The sequence below is a fragment of the Pseudomonas sp. GW821-FHT09E04 genome, assembly GCF_059416185.1.
In genome coordinates, this window is sequence record NZ_JBWKOR010000003.1 from 328,318 (window position 1) to 346,573 (window position 18,256).

General features: G+C 60.9%; 21 protein-coding genes. 11 read left to right on the forward strand and 10 right to left on the reverse strand.

From position 1 onward, the window contains the following. Nucleotides 1-54: 54 nt before the first annotated feature. Nucleotides 55-1,431, reverse strand: a complete 1,377-nt coding sequence (locus AC07N4_RS12620; protein WP_096822855.1) for a glutamine synthetase family protein — start codon at nt 1,429-1,431, stop codon at nt 55-57. Between the two features lie 282 nt (nt 1,432-1,713). Here AC07N4_RS12620 and AC07N4_RS12625 point away from each other — a divergent pair, with 282 nt between their 5' ends. From AC07N4_RS12625 to AC07N4_RS12645, 5 genes are all read left to right on the forward strand, one after another. Next, on the forward strand, nt 1,714-2,475 hold the full coding sequence (locus tag AC07N4_RS12625; RefSeq protein ID WP_007957108.1) for a gamma-glutamyl-gamma-aminobutyrate hydrolase family protein: 762 nt from the start codon (nt 1,714-1,716) through the stop codon (nt 2,473-2,475). A 219-nt stretch (nt 2,476-2,694) separates the two neighbouring features. After that, complete coding sequence (potA, locus tag AC07N4_RS12630; protein WP_096822856.1) at nt 2,695-3,837, forward strand: polyamine ABC transporter ATP-binding protein; 1,143 nt, start codon at nt 2,695-2,697, stop codon at nt 3,835-3,837. Between the two features lie 29 nt (nt 3,838-3,866). Next, on the forward strand, nt 3,867-4,748 hold the full coding sequence (locus AC07N4_RS12635) for an ABC transporter permease subunit (RefSeq protein WP_493066252.1): 882 nt from the start codon (nt 3,867-3,869) through the stop codon (nt 4,746-4,748). After that, on the forward strand, nt 4,745-5,629 hold the full coding sequence (locus AC07N4_RS12640) for an ABC transporter permease subunit (protein ID WP_011333555.1): 885 nt from the start codon (nt 4,745-4,747) through the stop codon (nt 5,627-5,629). Before AC07N4_RS12635 ends, AC07N4_RS12640 begins: the two co-directional genes overlap by 4 nt. A gap of 69 nt (nt 5,630-5,698) precedes the next feature. After that, entirely contained in the window at nt 5,699-6,796 is a 1,098-nt protein-coding gene (locus tag AC07N4_RS12645; RefSeq protein ID WP_096822858.1) for a polyamine ABC transporter substrate-binding protein, read from the forward strand. 252 nt (nt 6,797-7,048) lie between these two features. Here AC07N4_RS12645 and thpR read toward each other — a convergent pair whose 3' ends face one another. Continuing rightward, nucleotides 7,049-7,588, reverse strand: a complete 540-nt coding sequence (gene thpR / locus AC07N4_RS12650; RefSeq protein ID WP_493066100.1) for an RNA 2',3'-cyclic phosphodiesterase — start codon at nt 7,586-7,588, stop codon at nt 7,049-7,051. 107 nt (nt 7,589-7,695) lie between these two features. On the opposite strand from thpR, the gene AC07N4_RS12655 reads away from it, so the two are divergent. After that, nucleotides 7,696-7,890 (forward strand): hypothetical protein, encoded by a 195-nt coding sequence (locus AC07N4_RS12655; RefSeq protein WP_096822860.1) that lies wholly within the window; start codon nt 7,696-7,698, stop codon nt 7,888-7,890. Nucleotides 7,891-7,905: 15 nt separating this feature from the next. Here the strand turns inward: AC07N4_RS12655 and AC07N4_RS12660 are convergent, their stop codons facing one another. Continuing rightward, complete coding sequence (locus AC07N4_RS12660; RefSeq protein ID WP_096822861.1) at nt 7,906-8,259, reverse strand: DUF1428 domain-containing protein; 354 nt, start codon at nt 8,257-8,259, stop codon at nt 7,906-7,908. An 18-nt stretch (nt 8,260-8,277) separates the two neighbouring features. Next, complete coding sequence (locus tag AC07N4_RS12665; RefSeq protein WP_493066099.1) at nt 8,278-9,342, reverse strand: hypothetical protein; 1,065 nt, start codon at nt 9,340-9,342, stop codon at nt 8,278-8,280. Nucleotides 9,343-9,572: 230 nt separating this feature from the next. On the opposite strand from AC07N4_RS12665, the gene AC07N4_RS12670 reads away from it, so the two are divergent. Then, nucleotides 9,573-9,845 carry a hypothetical protein gene (locus AC07N4_RS12670; protein WP_096822863.1) on the forward strand — a complete coding sequence of 91 codons (273 nt, stop codon included), beginning with the start codon at nt 9,573-9,575 and terminating at the stop codon, nt 9,843-9,845. A 94-nt stretch (nt 9,846-9,939) separates the two neighbouring features. Here AC07N4_RS12670 and AC07N4_RS12675 read toward each other — a convergent pair whose 3' ends face one another. The 3 genes from AC07N4_RS12675 to AC07N4_RS12685 form a co-directional block, all read right to left on the reverse strand. Then, nucleotides 9,940-11,001: a hypothetical protein gene (locus AC07N4_RS12675; RefSeq protein ID WP_493066098.1), complete on the reverse strand. Its 1,062-nt coding sequence runs from the start codon at nt 10,999-11,001 to the stop codon at nt 9,940-9,942. A gap of 94 nt (nt 11,002-11,095) precedes the next feature. Continuing rightward, entirely contained in the window at nt 11,096-11,302 is a 207-nt protein-coding gene (locus tag AC07N4_RS12680) for a hypothetical protein (protein WP_096822865.1), read from the reverse strand. A 167-nt stretch (nt 11,303-11,469) separates the two neighbouring features. Further along, nucleotides 11,470-12,414 carry an aldo/keto reductase gene (locus AC07N4_RS12685; protein ID WP_493066097.1) on the reverse strand — a complete coding sequence of 315 codons (945 nt, stop codon included), beginning with the start codon at nt 12,412-12,414 and terminating at the stop codon, nt 11,470-11,472. 112 nt (nt 12,415-12,526) lie between these two features. On the opposite strand from AC07N4_RS12685, the gene AC07N4_RS12690 reads away from it, so the two are divergent. Then, nucleotides 12,527-13,297 (forward strand): alpha/beta hydrolase, encoded by a 771-nt coding sequence (locus tag AC07N4_RS12690; protein ID WP_493066096.1) that lies wholly within the window; start codon nt 12,527-12,529, stop codon nt 13,295-13,297. A gap of 140 nt (nt 13,298-13,437) precedes the next feature. Then, nucleotides 13,438-14,304 (forward strand): CAP domain-containing protein, encoded by an 867-nt coding sequence (locus AC07N4_RS12695; protein ID WP_493066095.1) that lies wholly within the window; start codon nt 13,438-13,440, stop codon nt 14,302-14,304. 5 nt (nt 14,305-14,309) lie between these two features. Here the strand turns inward: AC07N4_RS12695 and AC07N4_RS12700 are convergent, their stop codons facing one another. The 3 genes from AC07N4_RS12700 to AC07N4_RS12710 all read right to left on the reverse strand — a co-directional run bounded on the left by AC07N4_RS12700 (nt 14,310) and on the right by AC07N4_RS12710 (nt 16,727). Beyond that, nucleotides 14,310-14,942, reverse strand: coding sequence for a Vgb family protein (locus AC07N4_RS12700; RefSeq protein ID WP_096822869.1), 633 nt, complete (start codon nt 14,940-14,942; stop codon nt 14,310-14,312). Nucleotides 14,943-14,974: 32 nt separating this feature from the next. Beyond that, a complete protein-coding gene (locus AC07N4_RS12705) occupies nt 14,975-16,186 on the reverse strand; it encodes a helix-turn-helix domain-containing protein (RefSeq protein ID WP_493066094.1) in 1,212 nt (403 codons plus the stop codon). 94 nt (nt 16,187-16,280) lie between these two features. Further along, on the reverse strand, nt 16,281-16,727 hold the full coding sequence (locus tag AC07N4_RS12710) for an NUDIX hydrolase (RefSeq protein WP_096822871.1): 447 nt from the start codon (nt 16,725-16,727) through the stop codon (nt 16,281-16,283). Nucleotides 16,728-16,741: 14 nt separating this feature from the next. Here AC07N4_RS12710 and AC07N4_RS12715 point away from each other — a divergent pair, with 14 nt between their 5' ends. Beyond that, nucleotides 16,742-17,455: a hypothetical protein gene (locus tag AC07N4_RS12715; RefSeq protein ID WP_493066093.1), complete on the forward strand. Its 714-nt coding sequence runs from the start codon at nt 16,742-16,744 to the stop codon at nt 17,453-17,455. A gap of 346 nt (nt 17,456-17,801) precedes the next feature. Then, entirely contained in the window at nt 17,802-18,230 is a 429-nt protein-coding gene (locus AC07N4_RS12720; RefSeq protein ID WP_493066092.1) for a nuclear transport factor 2 family protein, read from the forward strand. Nucleotides 18,231-18,256 lie beyond the last annotated feature (26 nt).

Here is an 18,256-nt window from a genome sequence, read left to right on the forward strand (position 1 = left end):
GGTGACCGCCGTTCCCACGGAATCGGCGGTGCTTGCGGGGTGAGCGCTCGAGCGTCAGACGGTATGCAGATACCAGTTGTACTCAAGGTCAGAGATCGAGTTTTCGAACTCGGCCAGCTCGCTTTCCTTGCACGCGACGAACACGTCGATGTACGTCGGGTCGATGTAGCGGGCCATGACTTCGCTGTCGTCCAGCTCACGCAGGGCGTCGCGCAGGTTGTTCGGCAGGCTCTGTTCGTTCTGCTCGTAGCTGTTGCCTTCCACCGGGGCACCCGGCTCGATCTGGTTGGTCAGGCCATGGTGAATACCGGCCAGCACGGAAGCCATCAGCAGGTACGGGTTGGCGTCGGCACCGGCGACACGATGCTCGATGCGCACGGCGTCTGCCGAACCGGTTGGCACGCGTACTGCCACGGTACGGTTGTCGATGCCCCAGCTCGGCGAGTTCGGCACGTAGAACTGTGCGCCGAAGCGGCGATACGAGTTGACGTTCGGGCACAGGAAAGCCATTTGCGCAGGCAGGGTCTCCAGCACACCGCCGATCGCGTGGCGCAGCGCGGCGTTCTGCTCGGGATCCTCGCTGGCGAAGATGTTGTTGCCTTCCTTGTCCAGAATCGAAATGTGCACGTGCAGACCGTTGCCCGCCTGGCCCGGATACGGCTTGGCCATGAAGGTGGTGTCCATCTCGTGGTCGTAGGCGATGTTCTTCACCAGACGCTTGAGCAGGACGGCGTAGTCGCACGCCTTGATCGGATCGGACACGTGGTGCAGGTTGACTTCGAATTGCGCCGGGGCGCTTTCCTTGACGATGGCGTCGGCAGGAATGCCCTGCTCTTTCGCGCCTTCGAGGATGTCTTGCAGGCAGTCGACGTACTCGTCCAGGTCATCGATCAGGTAAACCTGGGTCGACACCGGACGCTTGCCCGAAACCGGCGAACGCGGCGATTGCGGACGGCCGTTCACGTTGTCCTGGTCGATCAGGTAGAACTCGAGTTCGAACGCGGCGCAGATGGTCAGGCCCATTTCGTCGAACTTGCGCACCACGTTGGCCAACACTTCACGCGGGTCGGCGAAGAACGGCTCGCCTTCCAGTTCGTGCATGGTCATCAGCAGTTGTGCGGTCGGACGCTTCTGCCAAGGCTCGATGCTCAGGGTGCCGGGGATCGGGTAGCAGATACGGTCGGAGTCGCCGATGTCCAGGCCCAGACCGGTGCTTTCCACCGTGGAGCCATTGATGTCGAGGGCGAAAAGCGAGGCCGGCAGGTTGATGCCTTTCTCGTAAACCTTATGAAGACTGGTGCGCTCGATGCGCTTGCCGCGCACCACACCGTTCATGTCTGCAATCAGAAGGTCGACGTACAAAACCTCAGGATGTTTCTTAAGGAATGCGTTTGCTTCGTTGAGTTGAACGGCACGCAGAGGGACCGACATGATGCACCTATTTAGCTGTTAATTATTATGTTCACTGCTGTTTCGCCGAGCCAGTCAACCCGAACGGCAAAGTGAAGTCAATAGCGAACACATGGCCGCTCAGCGTTTATTTTTCGGGCTTTTTTTAACACTCGCGTGCCAATGCAAGCGCCAGGGCCCCGGTCTTGATGAAGATTTGATGAACGGCGTTTAGAATTTTTTACATGGGAGTTGTTAATTAAAATCAACGAGGCTAAGCTCCGGAAAAGCTCGTTCAAGTGTCAAACTTCGAGGTGAATAAAAATGGCATTCAAGCCATTGATCGGCGTTACTGCGTGCGTCAAACAGATTGGCCTGCACCCCTACCACATCAGCGGCGACAAATACGTTCGCGCTGTCAGCGTTGCGGCGCTGGGGTTGCCCGTCGTCATTCCATCCCTTGGCAAACTGACTGAAATCGAAGACCTGCTGGGTCAGCTCGACGGTCTGTTGCTGACCGGCTCGCCGTCCAACGTGGAACCTTTCCACTATCAGGGCCCGGACAGCGCTCCCGGCACGGATCACGATCCGGCGCGGGATGCCACCACCCTTCCTTTATTACGTGCAGCCATCGCGGCGGGCGTTCCGGTACTCGGCATCTGCCGGGGTTTCCAGGAAATGAACGTGGCGTTCGGCGGCAGCCTGCACCAGAAGGTGCATGAGTTGCCGGGCATGCTCGATCACCGCGAAGCCGACAGCCCGGATGTCGCCGTGCAGTACGCCCCGGCCCACGCCGTGACGGTGCTGGCCGGTGGTGTGTTCGAAGCGCTGGAGCTGCCGGGTGAATTCCAGGTCAACTCGATTCACAGTCAGGGCATCGACCGCCTCGCTCCCGGCCTGCGCGCCGAAGCCGTGGCGCCGGATGGCCTGATCGAGGCGGTCTCGGTGGAGCACAGCCCGACCTTTGCCCTCGGCGTGCAATGGCACCCGGAATGGCAGGTGCTGGACAACCCGAACTACCTGCGGATTTTCCAGGCATTCGGCGAGGCTTGCCGCCAGCGTGCGGCGCGACGCAACCAGCGCTGACGCCACCCAACGATTGCAAAACCATTTACTGCCCCCGCGGGATTGGCGGCTGCGCACCTGCGCATCCGTCATCCGCGATCAGCAACACACCGCGAAAACAAAAAGCACCACCCGGCAGCCAGGACGGCGGCGCCGAACAACCCGCACGGTGCGGGTCTGCAATCCACTCTTAAGCCAGGCCACGTTGGCCCGGCGACTGAAACCTGTTGGGAGTTTCACATGGCAAACGCCTCCAGCACTTACAGGAAGGCTCTTGAAGGTCATCAGCAACCGAAAAAGGTTCTGGTGAAAGTCGATCGAGTCACCAAGAAGTTCGACGAAACCACCGCTGTGGACGACGTGTCCCTGGAGATCCATCAGGGCGAAATCTTCGCCCTGCTCGGCGGCTCCGGCTCGGGCAAATCGACCCTGCTGCGCATGCTCGCCGGTTTCGAACGGCCGACTGAAGGACGCATTCTGCTCGACGGTGTGGACATCACCGACATGCCGCCGTACGAGCGGCCGATCAACATGATGTTCCAGTCCTACGCCCTGTTCCCGCACATGACTGTCGCGCAGAACATTGCCTTCGGCCTCAAGCAGGACCGTTTGCCGACCAGCGAAATCGACGCCCGTGTCGAAGAGATGCTGCGTCTGGTGCACATGACCCAATACGCCAAACGCCGTCCGCATCAACTGTCCGGCGGTCAGCGTCAGCGCGTGGCCCTCGCCCGCTCCCTGGCCAAGCGTCCGAAGCTGTTGCTGCTCGACGAACCGATGGGCGCACTGGATAAAAAGCTGCGCTCGCAAATGCAGCTTGAGCTGGTTGAGATCATCGAACGCGTCGGCGTGACTTGCGTGATGGTGACCCACGACCAGGAAGAGGCCATGACCATGGCCGAGCGCATCGCGATCATGCACCTGGGCTGGATCGCCCAGATCGGCAGCCCGGTCGACATTTATGAAGCGCCGGTCAGCCGCATGGTCTGCGAATTCATCGGCAACGTGAACGCCTTTGACGGCACCGTGGTCGAGGACCTTGAAGGTCACGCGATCATTCACAGCCCGGACTTGCAGCAAAAGATCTACGTCGGTCATGGCGTCAGCACCTCGGTGCAGGACAAGTCGATCACCTACGCGATCCGCCCGGAAAAAATGCTCGTCAGCACGATCAAGCCAGAGACCCGCTACAACTGGTCCGAAGGCAAGGTGCATGACATCGCCTACCTCGGCGGCCACTCGGTGTTCTACGTCGAGTTGCCGAGTGGCAAGATCGTCCAGTCGTTCATGGCCAACGCCGAACGCCGTGGCGCGCGTCCGACCTGGGACGACAAGGTCTACGTCTGGTGGGAAGACGACAGCGGCGTGGTACTGCGCTCATGAGAACCTTCAATCAGCACTTCCTGCGCCTGGTGCCCAGCGGGCGAAAGTTCGTCATCGGCATCCCGTTCATCTGGCTATTCCTGTTCTTCATGCTGCCGTTCTTCCTGGTGATGAAGATCAGTTTCTCGGAAGCCGCGCTGTCGATCCCGCCGTACACCGAGATCTACACCTACGCCGAACAGAAATTCCAGCTGCTCCTGAACATCGGCAACTACACCATGCTCGGCGAAGACGAGCTGTACCTGTCGGCCTACCTCGGTTCGCTGAAGGTCGCGGCACTGAGCACGCTGATGTGCCTGGTGATCGGTTTCCCGATGGCCTACGCGATCACCAAGGCCAGCAAGGAAGCGCAAAACGTCCTGCTGCTGTTGATCATGATGCCGACCTGGACCGCGATCCTGATCCGCGTTTACGCGTGGATGGGCATCCTCAGCAACAACGGTTTGCTCAACGCATTTTTGATGTGGACCGGGCTCACCGATCACCCGATCGAGATCCTCAACACCAACACGGCCGTGTATATCGGTGTGGTTTACGCGTACCTGCCGTTCATGGTGCTGCCGCTCTACGCCAACCTGGTGAAGCACGACGGCAGCTTGCTGGAAGCCGCGCAGGATCTGGGCTCGAGCAACTTCAACAACTTCTGGAAAATCACCGTGCCGCTGGCCAAGAACGGCATCATCGCCGGCTGCATGCTGGTGTTCATTCCGGTGGTGGGCGAGTTCGTAATCCCGGAACTGCTGGGTGGCCCGGAAACCCTGATGATCGGTCGCGTGCTGTGGCAAGAGTTCTTCAATAACCGCGACTGGCCGGTGGCGTCCGCCCTGGCGGTGGTGATGCTGTTGATCCTGATTGTGCCGATTCTGCTGTTCAACCGCAGCCAGGCCAAAGAGATGGAGGCACGGGGATGAAACGCTTCGGATTTTCAAAGTTCATGCTGATCTTCGGCCTGATGTTTATCTATCTGCCGATGCTGATTCTGGTGATCTACTCGTTCAACGCCTCGAAACTGGTGACGGTCTGGGGTGGCTGGTCGGTGAAGTGGTATGTCGGCCTGCTCGACAACACGCAACTGATGGGCTCGGTGGTGCGCTCGCTGGAAATCGCCTGCTACACCGCGATTGCCGCCGTGGCGCTGGGCACCCTCGCCGCTTTCGTGCTGACCCGCGTGACACGCTTCAAGGGTCGTACGCTGTTCGGTGGTCTGGTGACCGCGCCGCTGGTCATGCCTGAGGTGATCACCGGTCTGTCGCTGTTGCTGCTGTTCGTGGCGATGGCGCAACTGATCGGCTGGCCGCAGGAGCGTGGCATCGTCACGATCTGGATCGCCCACACCACGTTTTGTGCCGCTTATGTGGCGGTGGTAGTCTCCGCCCGCTTGCGCGAGCTGGACCTGTCGATCGAAGAGGCGGCGATGGATCTGGGTGCGAAACCGTTCAAGGTGTTTTTCCTGATCACCATCCCGATGATCGCGCCGTCGCTGGCGGCGGGCGGCATGATGTCCTTCGCCCTGTCGCTGGATGACCTGGTGTTGGCGAGCTTCGTCTCCGGGCCTGGTTCCACCACCCTGCCAATGGAAGTGTTCTCGGCCGTGCGTCTGGGCGTTAAGCCCGAGATCAACGCCGTGGCCAGCCTGATCCTGCTGGCGGTGTCACTGGTGACCTTCCTGGTCTGGTACTTCGGCCGCAAGGCAGAAGCCAACCGCAAGCGGGCGATTCAGGAAGCGATGGATCAGACCGCCAACGAATCGTGGCAGCAACCGCAACCTCAACGAGTGGCAGCGACGGCCTAGGGCCGTCGCGTTTTACGGCTTTGCGCTTTTGCTTAAAAGCTTTTGAATAAAAAGAATGGAGTTTCACCGATGAAAATGTTTGGCAGGACTCTGCTGACACTGTCCTTATTGGGCGCAATCGCCACAGGCGCCCAGGCCAACGACAAGGTGCTGCGCGTTTACAACTGGTCGGATTACATCGCCCCGGACACCGTCAAGAAGTTCGAGGACGAGACCGGCATCCGCGTGACCTACGACGTGTTCGACAGCAATGAAACCCTCGAGGCGCGTCTGCTCGCGGGTAAATCCGGCTACGACATCGTGGTGCCGTCCAACAGTTTCCTGGCCAAGCAGATCAAGGCCGGGGTCTATCAGACCCTGGACAAGTCGAAGCTGCCAAACTGGAAAAACCTCAACCCGGTGCTGCTGAAAAACGCCTCCGCCAGTGATCCGGACAACGCCCACGCGTTCCCGTACATGTGGGGCTCGATCGGCATCGGCTTCAACCCGGCCAAGGTCAAGGAAGTGCTCGGCAAGAACGCGCCGACCAACTCCTGGGACCTGCTGTTCAAACCGGAGAACGCCGAGAAGCTGAAGGCTTGTGGCATCAGTTTCCTCGATTCGCCGACCGAAATGATCCCGGCTGCCCTGCACTACCTGGGCTATCCGGTGAATGACAAGGACACCGCGCACATCAAGGAAGCCGAGGCGCTGTTCATGAAGATTCGCCCGAACGTGGCGTACTTCCACTCGTCGAAATACATCTCGGACCTGGCCAACGGCAACATCTGCGTGGCGGTCGGTTACTCCGGTGACGTGTTGCAGGCCAAGGCCCGCGCGGTGGAATCGGGCAACAACGTAGTGATCGACTACAGCATTCCGAAGGAAGGTGCCGGCAGCTTCTACGACATGGTCGCCATTCCGCGCGATGCGGCGAACGTCGAGAACGCTTACCTGTTCATGGACTTCCTGATGCGTCCGGACATCATCGCCGAGATCACCAACAGCAACGGTTACAGCAACGCCAACTCGGCGGCGACACCGCTGGTGGACGAAGCGATCCGCAACGACCCGGGCTCGTACCCGTCGCAGGAAGTGATGGCCACGCTGTATGCGGTGCCGGATCAACCGATTTCCACACAACGGATCATGACCCGGGGCTGGACCCGCGTAAAACTCGGCAAATAAACCTTACCGTGATCGTTCCCACGCTCCGCGTGGGAATGCCTCAATGGACGCTCTGCGTCCGCTTTGGGACGCGGAGCGTCCCGGGCTGCATTCCCACGCAGAGCGTGGGAACGATCAGACAGTCAGCGATCAGCCTTGAAAGTTTCCGTTCACGCAGCGCCTTACCACCGCTGCCCCCTGCTCTGAACGGCCTCACCTGGCTTCCTCGGTTCAGGTGAATTCAGGCGCCCTTGGGCGCCTTTTTTTGTGGGCTCAGATCAGCGGCCAATCGGCCAGTGCGCGGTAACGGCCCTTGTGGGATTCGAACAATGCAAAGCGCTCGGCCCGCAGGAAGAACTCCGGCGGCGTGGCGGACTCCGGTTCCGTCGCCCGATAGTCCCGGGCCAGCGTCAGGTGCGGGCGATATTCACGCGTCGTCTCTTCAAAACCAAACGGCAACATCGCCTGCTCCAGCGCATACACCAGTCGCAGCAATCCCTGCGGTGCCTGCTCCGGTGCCAGCGACAACACCCCGGCGCGGCGCCAGACCTGCAAGCGATCCAGCGAAATCCTCAGCGCCTCGCCCGGCGTACTCACTTTGGACGCCGCCTCACAGACTTCACCTATCTGCGCCAACGGCACCGCGCCGAGAAACAGCAGCGTCAGGTGGAAATTGTCTGCCGGCACCGGTTTACCGGTCCTAAGCCCCAGTTCGCTGCGCCATTGGGCAATCGCCTTGCGCTGCGCCGGCGGGCAGTCGAGGGCGAAGAACAGCCGCTTGAACGGTTGTTCGCCGTGCTTGTCATCCGTCATGGCCCCGCTCCCTTGTCGATGTCGATCCGTCGATTCTACACGGCCATTCCTGGCGACTCTCGGCATGGGGTTTATAGTTCAACGATTGCCATCAACCGGAGGGCGTCATGCGCGAGATCCTCAGTAAAGAACCCTGGTGGGCTCGGCCACCGAATCCGGGGCAGGATGAAAACGAGCTGGAATGGGGCTGGCTGGTGCATTACAGCGAGGGTGAGCCGCGTTTCGAGTTTGTTCGCGAGCGGCCGACGGACGAGCAGATTCGCAACCGCAAAGGCTGCCGGATCACCCCGTCGGCGGAGTGATCCGGCAGTTATGCCTCAAGATTCGAGAATGTTCTTGAAGCCACCGAAGATCATCCGCTGCCCATCGAACGGCATCGGATTGACGTCCGGTTGCATGCGCGGGTCTTCCATCATTTTCCCCATGCCGGCGTCGCGGGTGGCTTTGTCTGGCCAGACCAGCCAACCGGCCGACACGGTTTCGCCTTCCTTGAGTTTCACCGCCATCGGGAATGAGGTGACCTTGCCGTCCGGCACATCATCGCCCCAGCCTTGCACCACCTCCAGGGCGCCGTACTCCTTGAACAGTTTCTCGGCGATTTCGCAGTGTTTTTTGTACTGTTCGCGATTGGCGTTCGGCACGGGTGCGACAAAAACATCAATGTAAGCCATGGTCGTTCTCCTGCGGGTTTAGGGGTCGATCTGCTGAGTAGTCGACTCAGGCGGCCGCCATTCGACAGGAGTGGCGCCCAAGCCGACCGACGGTTCATCGCCCCCGCCCAGATTGCCTTCGACCTGCGCCGCCATGTGCAGCGTACCGGCCATCACGCCGGTGGTCGGGTTCTGCACCAGCTTCAGCCAGGCCTTGTCGAAGGTGTTGCCCAGACTGCTGCGGATCAGCGCTTCGCTGTCGGGACGATCACTGGCCTGGAGGATGGCGCGGATGCCTGCCACACCGGCCGAGATCAGCCCGCCGACGAGTTTGCCGGCCGCCGCCGCCACCGCGCTGGCGGCGCCACGCGGGGCCATTTCCGCCTCCATGCGCTGGCTGGCACGCTTGGCCACCGGGGCCATGCCTGCGTCGGTCGAGGCGATGCCCCTGGCCCCCCCTTCGATGTGGATCTTGTCAATCAACGCCGCGTAGGCCGGCAAGGTGTTCAGCGGTTCAGTGCTGACGATCTGATACAGCGAGGCATCCCGGGCCGGCGGCGGGCCGAGGGCAATGGCGGGGATTTTCTGCAAATGCCCGTTGAGCTGGGCAATGGGCACGCCGTAGCGCTGGGCGATGACCGGCATCTGCTGCGCCATCAATTGCGCGTAGAACGCGGTGGACTGGCCGAGGATCGCGTCCGGGTCGATTTCCGCCGCGACGGGCGCCAGGACTCGCTCCTGATACTGCTCCAGCAAATAGGCGGCCAGACGTTTGGACGAAGCATCCTGCTCGCCGCCGGCGCTGATGGTGTACCAACTGACCTTCATCGACAGCCATTCCTGGGTCCAGTAGCTGCTGAACCACGGGATGAATTTTTCTTCAGTTTGCTCATAGACGCGAATGCGCCAATGTTCCATTGAACCGCGAGCGAAAACCTTGACCTGCTCGGTGGACTGTCGGGAGGCCGTAACGATGTCCCGGTCGATCTGCTGCCAGGTAGCCGGTGAAACCACCACCGGCGGCGCGCTCGCCGGGCCCCGCGCCGTCGTCGCGCAGCCGGCCAGCAACATCAGTGCGGCGACGATCAGCGCACGCAGGTTCACGGTGGCGGTGTCCTTTTGTGGATCAGATCTGGAGGTAATGGTTTGAGTATAGGTGCGGGTTTCAGCCGTTTGTCCGGTTGTAGGGGGCTGCAATTCTGGCGGGCGATTTCAACATTCTTCCCAACCATCACTGACGTCGATGTTCACCATTACGACGATTGCCTTCCGCATCAAACGCGTCTGGCGCAGGATTTACCCATCCGAGACAAACACCACGAGGAGTTCACATCATGAGTCATACCGTCACCCTCGCCGTGAGTTTCCCGGTCTTCGGCAACAACTATTACGACCAGCACGTGGTGTCGCTGAAGACACAGCCGCTGGTGTTCAACGAAGATTTCGAAGATCTGCTGATGCCCGCCGCGAGTAATCATTTCAGCAATGAAGTGGTGGGCCTCAACGATCAGTTCCGCTTTCTGAGCGACATACTCGCCACCCATTTGCTGGACATCGAGGCCTCCGTGCCTGCGCGATCCAGCGTCCGGGCGAACGCTCATTTTTAATCGCTGTACCTGCTGTTCCCTTGAGGAACGGCCATGAAAAAGCCCACTGGCCGATTAGGCTCAGTGGGCTTTTTTTGTCAGCGCAGACGGACTATCAACGCTTCCAGCAATCGGCGTAGCGCGAGCAGACGTCGTACTGCTGCTCCATTTTCGCCATGCGGTCGAGGTGGCGATTGATGGTTTCGACCGTCACCGCTCTGTCGGTCTGGAAATAGAACATGACCATGGTTTTTTCCAGCTCCGCCGGCGCCGCGTTCATGGGTTTGGCGGCTTCGCCCGTTCCTGTCCACGCCTTCAATTGCTTGTCGTCCGCGCTACTCAGGCGTTTGCGGTATTCGTCGGTCGAGCGTTGCATCACCTGCGTCTTCTTGGCGGCGAAATCCTGATCGAACGCCTCAAGATTCTGGCGATACAACGTCCAGTATTCGTCCGGCAGATTGAAGCCCAGCTTGGCCTTGCGCTCGCTGATCAGTGAGTCGATTTTTTCCGGCGAGTTGCCCGCGACCTTGTCCCTGGCCGTGTCGGAGGTCATCCGGACGAACGTACTGCCGGCAATGATGCGATCCATCATCGCCGTGCGTTCCGGCGTATCGGGCAGCAGCGCGGGTGGTTTCGGAAAGATCGGGCTGCGGCCCTCACAAGCGGCAAATCCATCGCGCCTGATGGTGACGGGCGTACGTACATCCTTGCCATCAACCCGTTGCAGGCGCTGCATCAAGGTCAAGCATTGGTTGCCCTTGAGTTCGAAGGTGAGTTCATACTCCATTGCGCGCTCGGGTCTGAAACCGAATACCGCGCCACACACGCCATAGCCCACCTGGGTATTGACCTGCAGGAACACTTCCTTTTCGGGCGGCAATTTCACTTCAAGATAACCACGGGCCTTTTCCGGAGGCGCCACGGTCATGCCCACCCGCCGCGGACTGTCTCTGACAAATAAATTGTTCAGGATGCCAGTGGTCAGGCCATCGCAATGCTCGGCGTCGAAGTAATTGACGGTGGCATTGTCAGTGTTGGCCACAAAACGCATCTTGGCAGCGTCTGGCCCGGTGGCGTCCTGATAGGTCCCCGTCAGTGCGCAACCACCAAGCCCCGAGAGGGACACCATCAAGCCGAAAAGCGCCGAAGAACGGCGAAGGAGCGAAGTGACTGGCATGTTCATCCTTGAGGGAAAGGCCGGGAAAAGCCGCGATGCTACTGAATAGCCACTACTGCGTCCATCCCGTCAAAACCTGCCTGTCCAGCGTTGATCAATCATCATCCCGGTCACGGTGGTAGCGACGCCCGTCGCGGCGATCGTAATCGCGGTCGTCCCAACGCCGATCATGATCGTAGTAACGGCCATGATCACGGTCGTAATGGCGGCCATGTCGGTAGTCATCATCAAAGTCCGCCACACAGCCGCCCAGCAATACGGCGGCGGAAACAGTCAGCAGCAGCGTTGTTGCACGCATCATTCAGAATTTCCCTAAAACCAAGGTCTTGACGACGGAAACGGTCAACGCAGCCCACACCGAAATGGCGAGGTGCGCGCAGCCGCAGATACGACCTGGGAAACGAACGATGATTCACAGGGAGACAGCGACCGTTCATCGCCCTACCTGCAAGACTGACGCGAGCGCTGCTAACCCACCAGCGCAATCAACTGCTGGCGCTGCGCATCGGTCAACATCGGCCCGAACCCGGCGCCGGCGTTGTCGGCCATGTAGCGCGGATTGCCGGTGCCGGGAATCACACAGGTGACCGCCGTGTTCGACAGCAAAAACTTCAGCGCCAGTTGCGGCCAGCTGTTGACCTGCACATCCGACACCCAGCCCGGCAGCGGTTTGCCCTTTAGCCGTGCCAGCAGCTCGCCGCCGCCGAACGGGCGATTGCAGATCACCGCCACTCCACGCTCGCGGCACAACGGCAGGATGCGTTTCTCCACGCCCCGGTCATCAAGGGCGTAGTTGATCTGCAGGAAGTCGAGCTGTTCGGCCTTCAGTACCGCTTCCACTTCCTCGTACGCCGAGGGCGTGTAATGGGTGATGCCGATGTAACGGATGCGGCCCTGCTCTTTCCATTCACGCAGGGTCGGCAGATGCGTCTGCCAGTCCAGCAGGTTGTGGATCTGCATCAGGTCGATGCGCTCGGTGCGCAGCAGACGGAAGGAGTTTTCCATCTGCGCGATGCCCTCCTCGCGCCCGCGCGTCCACACCTTGGTCGCCAGAAAGGCCGGTGAACGCGGTTCGTGGATCGACAACAGCTCGCCGGTGGTTTCTTCGGCGCGGCCATACATCGGTGAGCTGTCGATCAGCATGCCACCCTTTCTGAACAACTCGTCGAGCACTGCCGCCAAGGGCCGATAGGCCGGATCGCCGGGCGCGACATCGAAGCCGCGATACGTACCCAGCCCGACCAGGGGCAGCCGCTCGGAGCTGGAAGGAATGGCGCGGGTCTGCATGGTCTGGCCTCCTGAGGCGCTCGGCGACGTGGCAGTGGCCAACGCCCGGTCAAACGTGAAAACCGCCGAAACCCCGGCAGCCAGCGTGAGCAGGCGGCGGCGGGAACAACCCTCAGTGTGGCTCATGCTCGCGTCTCTGCTTGATGGATCTGTTGCGCCTTGTGTTCGGCGGCGGTCACTCGGGAAGGCTCAACTACACTGCGACTGAGCACCCTCACGCCCCGTTAAAGTTAGCCGAATGTCCAGAATCCTGATGTCGCTCGTCGCCTTGATCGTTGCCGTGTACCTGATCCTGTGCGCGGCGCTGTTCGTTTTTCAGCGCTCGCTGATCTATTTCCCGCAGCCCGGCTCCATGGATACGGCGGAATCGCGAATGACGCTGGCGATGCCCGACGCCGATATTCGCGTCAGTGTTCGTGAGCATTCCGGGGCGAAAGCGCTGATCTATTTCGGCGGCAATGCCGAAGACGTGTCGCGCAATCTGCCGGCGTTTGCCGAGGCGTTTCCCGACTACGCGGTGTATCTGCTGCACTATCGGGGGTTTGGCGGCAGCGGCGGCTCCCCGTCCGAAGCGGCGATCGCTGAAGATGCGCTGGCGCTGTTCGATCAGGTGTATGCCCGGCATCCACAGATTGCACTGGTTGGACGCAGCCTCGGTTCCGGCGTTGCGGTGCGGCTGGCCAGCCAGCGGCCGGTGGCCCAGCTGATTCTGGTCACGCCCTACAACAGCCTCGTTGAACTCGCCGTCCAGCATTACCCGTGGGTGCCGGTGAAGTGGTTGCTGAAGGATCGTTACGAGTCCGGCAAATATGCGGCGCACATCAGCGTGCCGACGCTGCTGCTGGCGGCCAGCGATGACGAGGTGGTTTCACGGGCCAGCACCGAACGCCTGCTGCACAGCTTCCCCGACGGGGTGGCGATGCTCAAAGTGATAAAGGACTCGGCGCACAACTCGATATCCGAACGGCCGCAATACCTGCAATGGATGAAGGATGTGTTGAACCGGTGAGTGAAACCTGCGCACTTCGTCGGCGACCAGCGAAAGCCTGAGGCGCCTCCTGAACCAAGTGCAAAAAGGCCAGTCCTACTCGCGCCGCTTTCGCGGCTAACTCCCTATCAGCGCTATCTTTTTTCAGAGCCTTGCGTCCCATGCGCCACGCCGTCCGTTCGTCTCGCTTCGTTTCGCTGTGCCTGCTGATCCTTTCTCCCCTGCTCGCCCCCTCTGTCCACGCTGGCGCAGAGCGGCAACTGGCAGCCGCCATCAATGACCTCCGTGCCCATCCGCAACGCTGCGACCGACGTCCGGCACAACGCCTGGCGCCACTGGCGCTGAAGCAGAACATTGCGTTGCCCATCGGCTATGGCTACGGCGGCGGGATGCGCGAGCAACTGAAGGCCTCCGGTTATGCAGCGGTCGCGGTGCGCAGCATCCGGATCGTCGGGGCCGAGGATGCCGAAGAGGCGTTTGATCAATTGCAGAATGAACATTGCGGCGCATTGCTGGATGCGCAGTACGCCGACATCGGCATCAGCCGCGCTCGCAGTGAATGGCAAGTGGTACTGGCGCGTCCGGTGATCGACAGCCACATGGGCGACAACCGCAGTGTCGGCAAAGCCTTGCTGGCCGAGGTCAACGCCGCCCGCGCCCGACCCCGGATGTGCGGTCGCCAGCGCTTTGCCGCCGCCCGGCCCTTGAGCTGGAACCCGGCCCTCGGCGCCGCCGCCCAGGGTCACAGCAAGGCCATGGCCTACGGCAACTACTTCGCTCACCAGGATCCGGACGGCGACATGCCAGCCGACCGCGCCCGGTCTGCCGGCTACCGTGGCCGGCAGATCGGCGAAAACATCGCTGCCGGGCAGAGTTCTCCGAGCAAGGCCATGGCCGGCTGGCTGGCCAGCCCCGGACATTGCGCCAACCTGATGAACCCGATGTTCACCCAGGTCGGTGCCGGTTTTGCCAGTGAGGCCCGCAGCGATAACGGTGTGTACTGGACGATGCTGTTCGGGGCGCCTTGAGCGCCTCACTTCGGCCGACGCACGGCCCGCACCTTGCTGCTGTTGCCGCCACCGCAGTAGAAGCGATCCCCGCCATCGGCCTCCAGTCCGGAGACGCCGATCCCGGCGGGCAACGTCAGGCTTTCCAGAACCTCGCCGCTGCCTGGATCGATCCGCCGGATCTCGCTTTCTTCGCCTTCCCAGGTGCCATGCCACAGCGCACCGTCGACCCAGGTCACGCCGGTGACAAAACGGTTTGATTCGAGGGTGCGGAGGATTTTCCCGGTTTCCGGATCGATCTGATGAATCTTGCGATCGCGATACTGCCCCACCCACAACGTGCCCTCGGCCCAGGCCATGCCCGAATCGCCGCCGTCGCCGGGGGCCGGAATGGTGTGGAGCACACGCCCGGTGGCCGGGTCGATCTTGTGGATTCGGCGGTCGGCAATCTGGAACAGGTGCTTGCCGTCGAACGCGGTCCCGCCATCGGCACCGACCTTGATCGTGCGCACGGTTTCGCCGCTGGCCGGGTCCAGCGCATTGAGCTGGCCGTCACTGGCGAACCAGACTTGCCGACCGTCGAAGGTCACGCCGTGGACACCGTCGATGCCGTCGAACGGGCCGTATTCACGAAGGATTTCTGCGTTTGCGTGTTTCATGCTGGCTTCCTCGTTGAGTGGGTGAGTCCAGCCTAGCCATTGCCCAACGACACCGGGAGTAACAAGATCGTCGCGAAACCCGGCACGGGCGGGGTCAGCCATCGCCGCGCACGGCCGACACCGAACGCCTGGACCTTGTCTTGCGCCGCCAACGTTTCCAGTGCCCGCTGTATCTGACGCTGGCTGCTGCCCAGCGCGAGCGCAAGTGCCGAGCTCGACCACGCCTCGCCGTCAGCGAGCAGGGCCAGCAGTGCGGCGTGTTTGTCTTCGAGCGGTAACGTCAGCAGCGCCACGTCTTGTGCAACCAGCGCATAGCCACGGGAAGTCGCAGTGATTCCGGCCAGCGGTTGCAGCGCTGCACGCAACCGGCCGATCTCGACCCGCAAACGGGCGCGGTGGGATTCATCATCGAGTTTCAATCGAAAGGCTTTGGCGACCAGTGTCTCTCGGGGCACATCCCCGGGCCAGGCTTCAGCGAGCAGCCGAACGAGGTGAAACAGCACCGGCCGCGTGGCCAGCGCCACCGTCATTCCTGCACCGCGAACGTTATAGCGACAGGCATCGACCACCAGCGTCGGCGAGGCAAACAACGCTTCAACCTGTGCCAATGTCACCGCTTGCACCTGACCCGCAACGATCAATCGGGCAGCGGGCGCTTCGAGGATTTGCCGAGCGTGCTCGATCTCCGCCGACAATGCCGGAATAGCAGCCGACTGAGCCGCCCGTTGCGCACGTTCCAACGCCATTTGCGCCTTGTGCGCCTGCACCCGGCGCAACGCGATCCCGGCAGTCATCAGTTCATGAACGGCGCGCAGGGCTGGCGGCAACGGTGCTGGATCGAGTCCAGCGAGCAGCACATCTGCGTCGTCCAACTGCCCGATCAGCAGCAACCGACGAATCTGCAGATAGCGCGCGTGCGCCGCGTTGAGCCAGTCGCAGTGATCGTGCAAAGCCCGCCGTGCCGCCTCCAGCGCCTTCACCGGCCAGCCCAGATCCCGCGCCGCCAGTGCCACTTCGGCCTCGGCCACCACGCAGCGTGCCCTAGACAACGGCTCATTGGCGCCGAACGCTTTCACCGCCCGCTGCAGCAATACCTTGGCCCGCGCCATATCGCCGAGCTGGGCCATGGCGATCCCGCGCAGGGCCAGGGCGGGCGGGTCTTCGCGCAGCGCCACGAAATTCAGCGCGGCCAACGGATCACCCGCCGCCAGTGCGCGACCGGCAGCGTTGATCAGCGAGTCCATGGGGAGTCCGGCATGTCACGGTTTCCGGTATCAGATCGTGGGTGGAGTCTAATACCGAATGCGGTTTTGTCTGGGTGCTCGTGTGACTGCGTGCTCAGTCGAGAATGGCGGCGTTCTTGAGCAACGCCTGCAAACCGACGGGCACCAGCGGTGATTGCTCAGTGAAACTTGAGTTGTCCTGCCAACTGGCGGTGAACGGGGCGCCGTCGCTTTCGTGACCGACGATCTGCAATTGCTCGTAGACCTGCGCGTCTTCGAAACGGGCGTCATACACCTGAACCATCTCATGTCCCGGTTTGCCGTTGTAGACGAAGAGGCTTTCAAGTGTGCCGAGCAGGCGCAGGTCTTTCATTGAAAGGCCCAACTCTTCCTGCACTTCGCGCACGATGGCCTCGCGACTGGTTTCGCCAAACTCGATGCCACCGCCGATGGGACGGTAGAAGGTTTGGTCTGCGACCGGGTCGTGGAAGCGGTTAACCAGAATTTTGCCGTTGTGCTGAAAGACACACAGTGCAAGTGCGCGGATACGCGGTTCGGCCATGGGGTGAAGTCCGTTTGCTGGATGAAAAGCCCGGCATTAGATCACACGCAGCAGGGGCGCTGCTTCAGGTAATCTGCGGTGGTTTGAAAGGGAATACAGCCAATCACGGAGTCGATTATTTGAAACGTCTAGCCTGCTATCTGCTTCTACCCCTGCTCTCGGCCTGTAGCTCGGGCCCTTACCTGAATCCGCAATCGACTGTCGGTCAGAACGCGTTGCTGATCAGAACGTGCCCCGGCCCCCACCAGGCAATGAGCTACACGACCACGTCAGAAGAGCTCGATTGGGTGCATCTGTTGGTCTATGCAGCGCTGCCGGGGACGCCGACCAGGCCTGATTATCATCACAGCACCGATACCGAAGTGCGCCTGTACGCGTATCTTTATACGCCCCCGTACATGCGTAACCTGAATACACCGGAACAGTGGAAAACCGCCTACAGCACGCCCGAACCGGCCCTGTGGATCAGCGCGGCTTCGCCGATGGCCACCGTGCAACTGGCCAATGGCAAGTCGTACCAGGTCAGCATCGAACGCTTGAAAACCGGTTTCGACCCGCGTGAAAAAGAGCTGGATCTATATTCCCCCGGAACACCCCTGGGCAGCGGCGAAATGGACGATTTCATCCTGACGCTGCCGGAGCTCTTCCTGAACGGAGAGAAAATCCCGACAGCGCCGATCCATTTCAAAAAGCATGAAGAACGTTACATGCCGGTACTCAACTGCTGATCGTCAGACCGGAGAAATCGTGGCCAGAACGCCGATCATGATGGTCAACACGAGAAAGCCGCCGAGGAAAAACGCCATCTTAGCCATGAAGGCCTCCTGAATACTGAATGTCCGGCGCACCGGGCGCTTCGGAATGAAGCTCGTCGCGTGTGGCCGAACGGCAAGGGTATTTTGGGCCTATGGCTGAGATGGTTACAGATGCAGATTCAACAGGAAAAAGCGGATCAGATGGATTTGGCCCACTCATGTGTCGTCATTCAGCTCGGTACAGAAGGTTTCCATTACGCCGCTTTAATCTAGAGTCATGGGCGTCGCGCAAGAACAACAAAAATACAGGAGTGAAACCATGTCCGAGCTGAACCTGCACCCCAACGCCGCCGAATCCCTGAACCGCTGGCACGAGATGATCCGTACCGGCAACTTGAAAGCCCTGCCCGACCTGCTCGACCCCAAAGCCGTATTCCGTTCGCCGATGGCCCACACACCCTACCCCGGCGCGCCGGTGGTCGCGATGATCCTCAACACCGTGTTCGAAGTGTTTGAAGACTTCAAATACCACCGTGAACTGGCGACGGCTGATGGTTTGAATGTGGTGCTGGAATTCAGTGCCAAGGTAGGGTCGAAAGAGCTCAAGGGCATCGACATGATCCGCTTCGATGAACAGGGGAAGATTGTCGAGTTCGAGGTGATGGTGCGACCGTTAAGTGGGTTGCAGGCGCTCGGTGAGGAAATGGGGCGTCGGTTGGGGGTCTATCTGGCCGCTGCCAAGGCCTGAAACCCGGACACAAAAAAGCCCACTGA

Excerpts from the sequence above, each read along its gene's own strand:
- AC07N4_RS12620 (WP_096822855.1), bottom strand. The coding sequence starts at position 1,431 with ATGTCGGTCCCTCTGCGTGCCGTTCAACTCAACGAAGCAAACGCATTC.
- AC07N4_RS12625 (WP_007957108.1), top strand. The coding sequence starts at position 1,714 with ATGGCATTCAAGCCATTGATCGGCGTTACTGCGTGCGTCAAACAGATT.
- potA (WP_096822856.1), top strand. The coding sequence starts at position 2,695 with ATGGCAAACGCCTCCAGCACTTACAGGAAGGCTCTTGAAGGTCATCAG.
- AC07N4_RS12640 (WP_011333555.1), top strand. The coding sequence starts at position 4,745 with ATGAAACGCTTCGGATTTTCAAAGTTCATGCTGATCTTCGGCCTGATG.
- AC07N4_RS12645 (WP_096822858.1), top strand. The coding sequence starts at position 5,699 with ATGAAAATGTTTGGCAGGACTCTGCTGACACTGTCCTTATTGGGCGCA.
- thpR (WP_493066100.1), bottom strand. The coding sequence starts at position 7,588 with ATGACGGATGACAAGCACGGCGAACAACCGTTCAAGCGGCTGTTCTTC.
- AC07N4_RS12655 (WP_096822860.1), top strand. The coding sequence starts at position 7,696 with ATGCGCGAGATCCTCAGTAAAGAACCCTGGTGGGCTCGGCCACCGAAT.
- AC07N4_RS12660 (WP_096822861.1), bottom strand. The coding sequence starts at position 8,259 with ATGGCTTACATTGATGTTTTTGTCGCACCCGTGCCGAACGCCAATCGC.
- AC07N4_RS12670 (WP_096822863.1), top strand. The coding sequence starts at position 9,573 with ATGAGTCATACCGTCACCCTCGCCGTGAGTTTCCCGGTCTTCGGCAAC.
- AC07N4_RS12675 (WP_493066098.1), bottom strand. The coding sequence starts at position 11,001 with ATGCCAGTCACTTCGCTCCTTCGCCGTTCTTCGGCGCTTTTCGGCTTG.
- AC07N4_RS12680 (WP_096822865.1), bottom strand. The coding sequence starts at position 11,302 with ATGATGCGTGCAACAACGCTGCTGCTGACTGTTTCCGCCGCCGTATTG.
- AC07N4_RS12685 (WP_493066097.1), bottom strand. The coding sequence starts at position 12,414 with ATGAGCCACACTGAGGGTTGTTCCCGCCGCCGCCTGCTCACGCTGGCT.
- AC07N4_RS12690 (WP_493066096.1), top strand. The coding sequence starts at position 12,527 with ATGTCCAGAATCCTGATGTCGCTCGTCGCCTTGATCGTTGCCGTGTAC.
- AC07N4_RS12695 (WP_493066095.1), top strand. The coding sequence starts at position 13,438 with ATGCGCCACGCCGTCCGTTCGTCTCGCTTCGTTTCGCTGTGCCTGCTG.
- AC07N4_RS12700 (WP_096822869.1), bottom strand. The coding sequence starts at position 14,942 with ATGAAACACGCAAACGCAGAAATCCTTCGTGAATACGGCCCGTTCGAC.
- AC07N4_RS12705 (WP_493066094.1), bottom strand. The coding sequence starts at position 16,186 with ATGGACTCGCTGATCAACGCTGCCGGTCGCGCACTGGCGGCGGGTGAT.
- AC07N4_RS12710 (WP_096822871.1), bottom strand. The coding sequence starts at position 16,727 with ATGGCCGAACCGCGTATCCGCGCACTTGCACTGTGTGTCTTTCAGCAC.
- AC07N4_RS12720 (WP_493066092.1), top strand. The coding sequence starts at position 17,802 with ATGTCCGAGCTGAACCTGCACCCCAACGCCGCCGAATCCCTGAACCGC.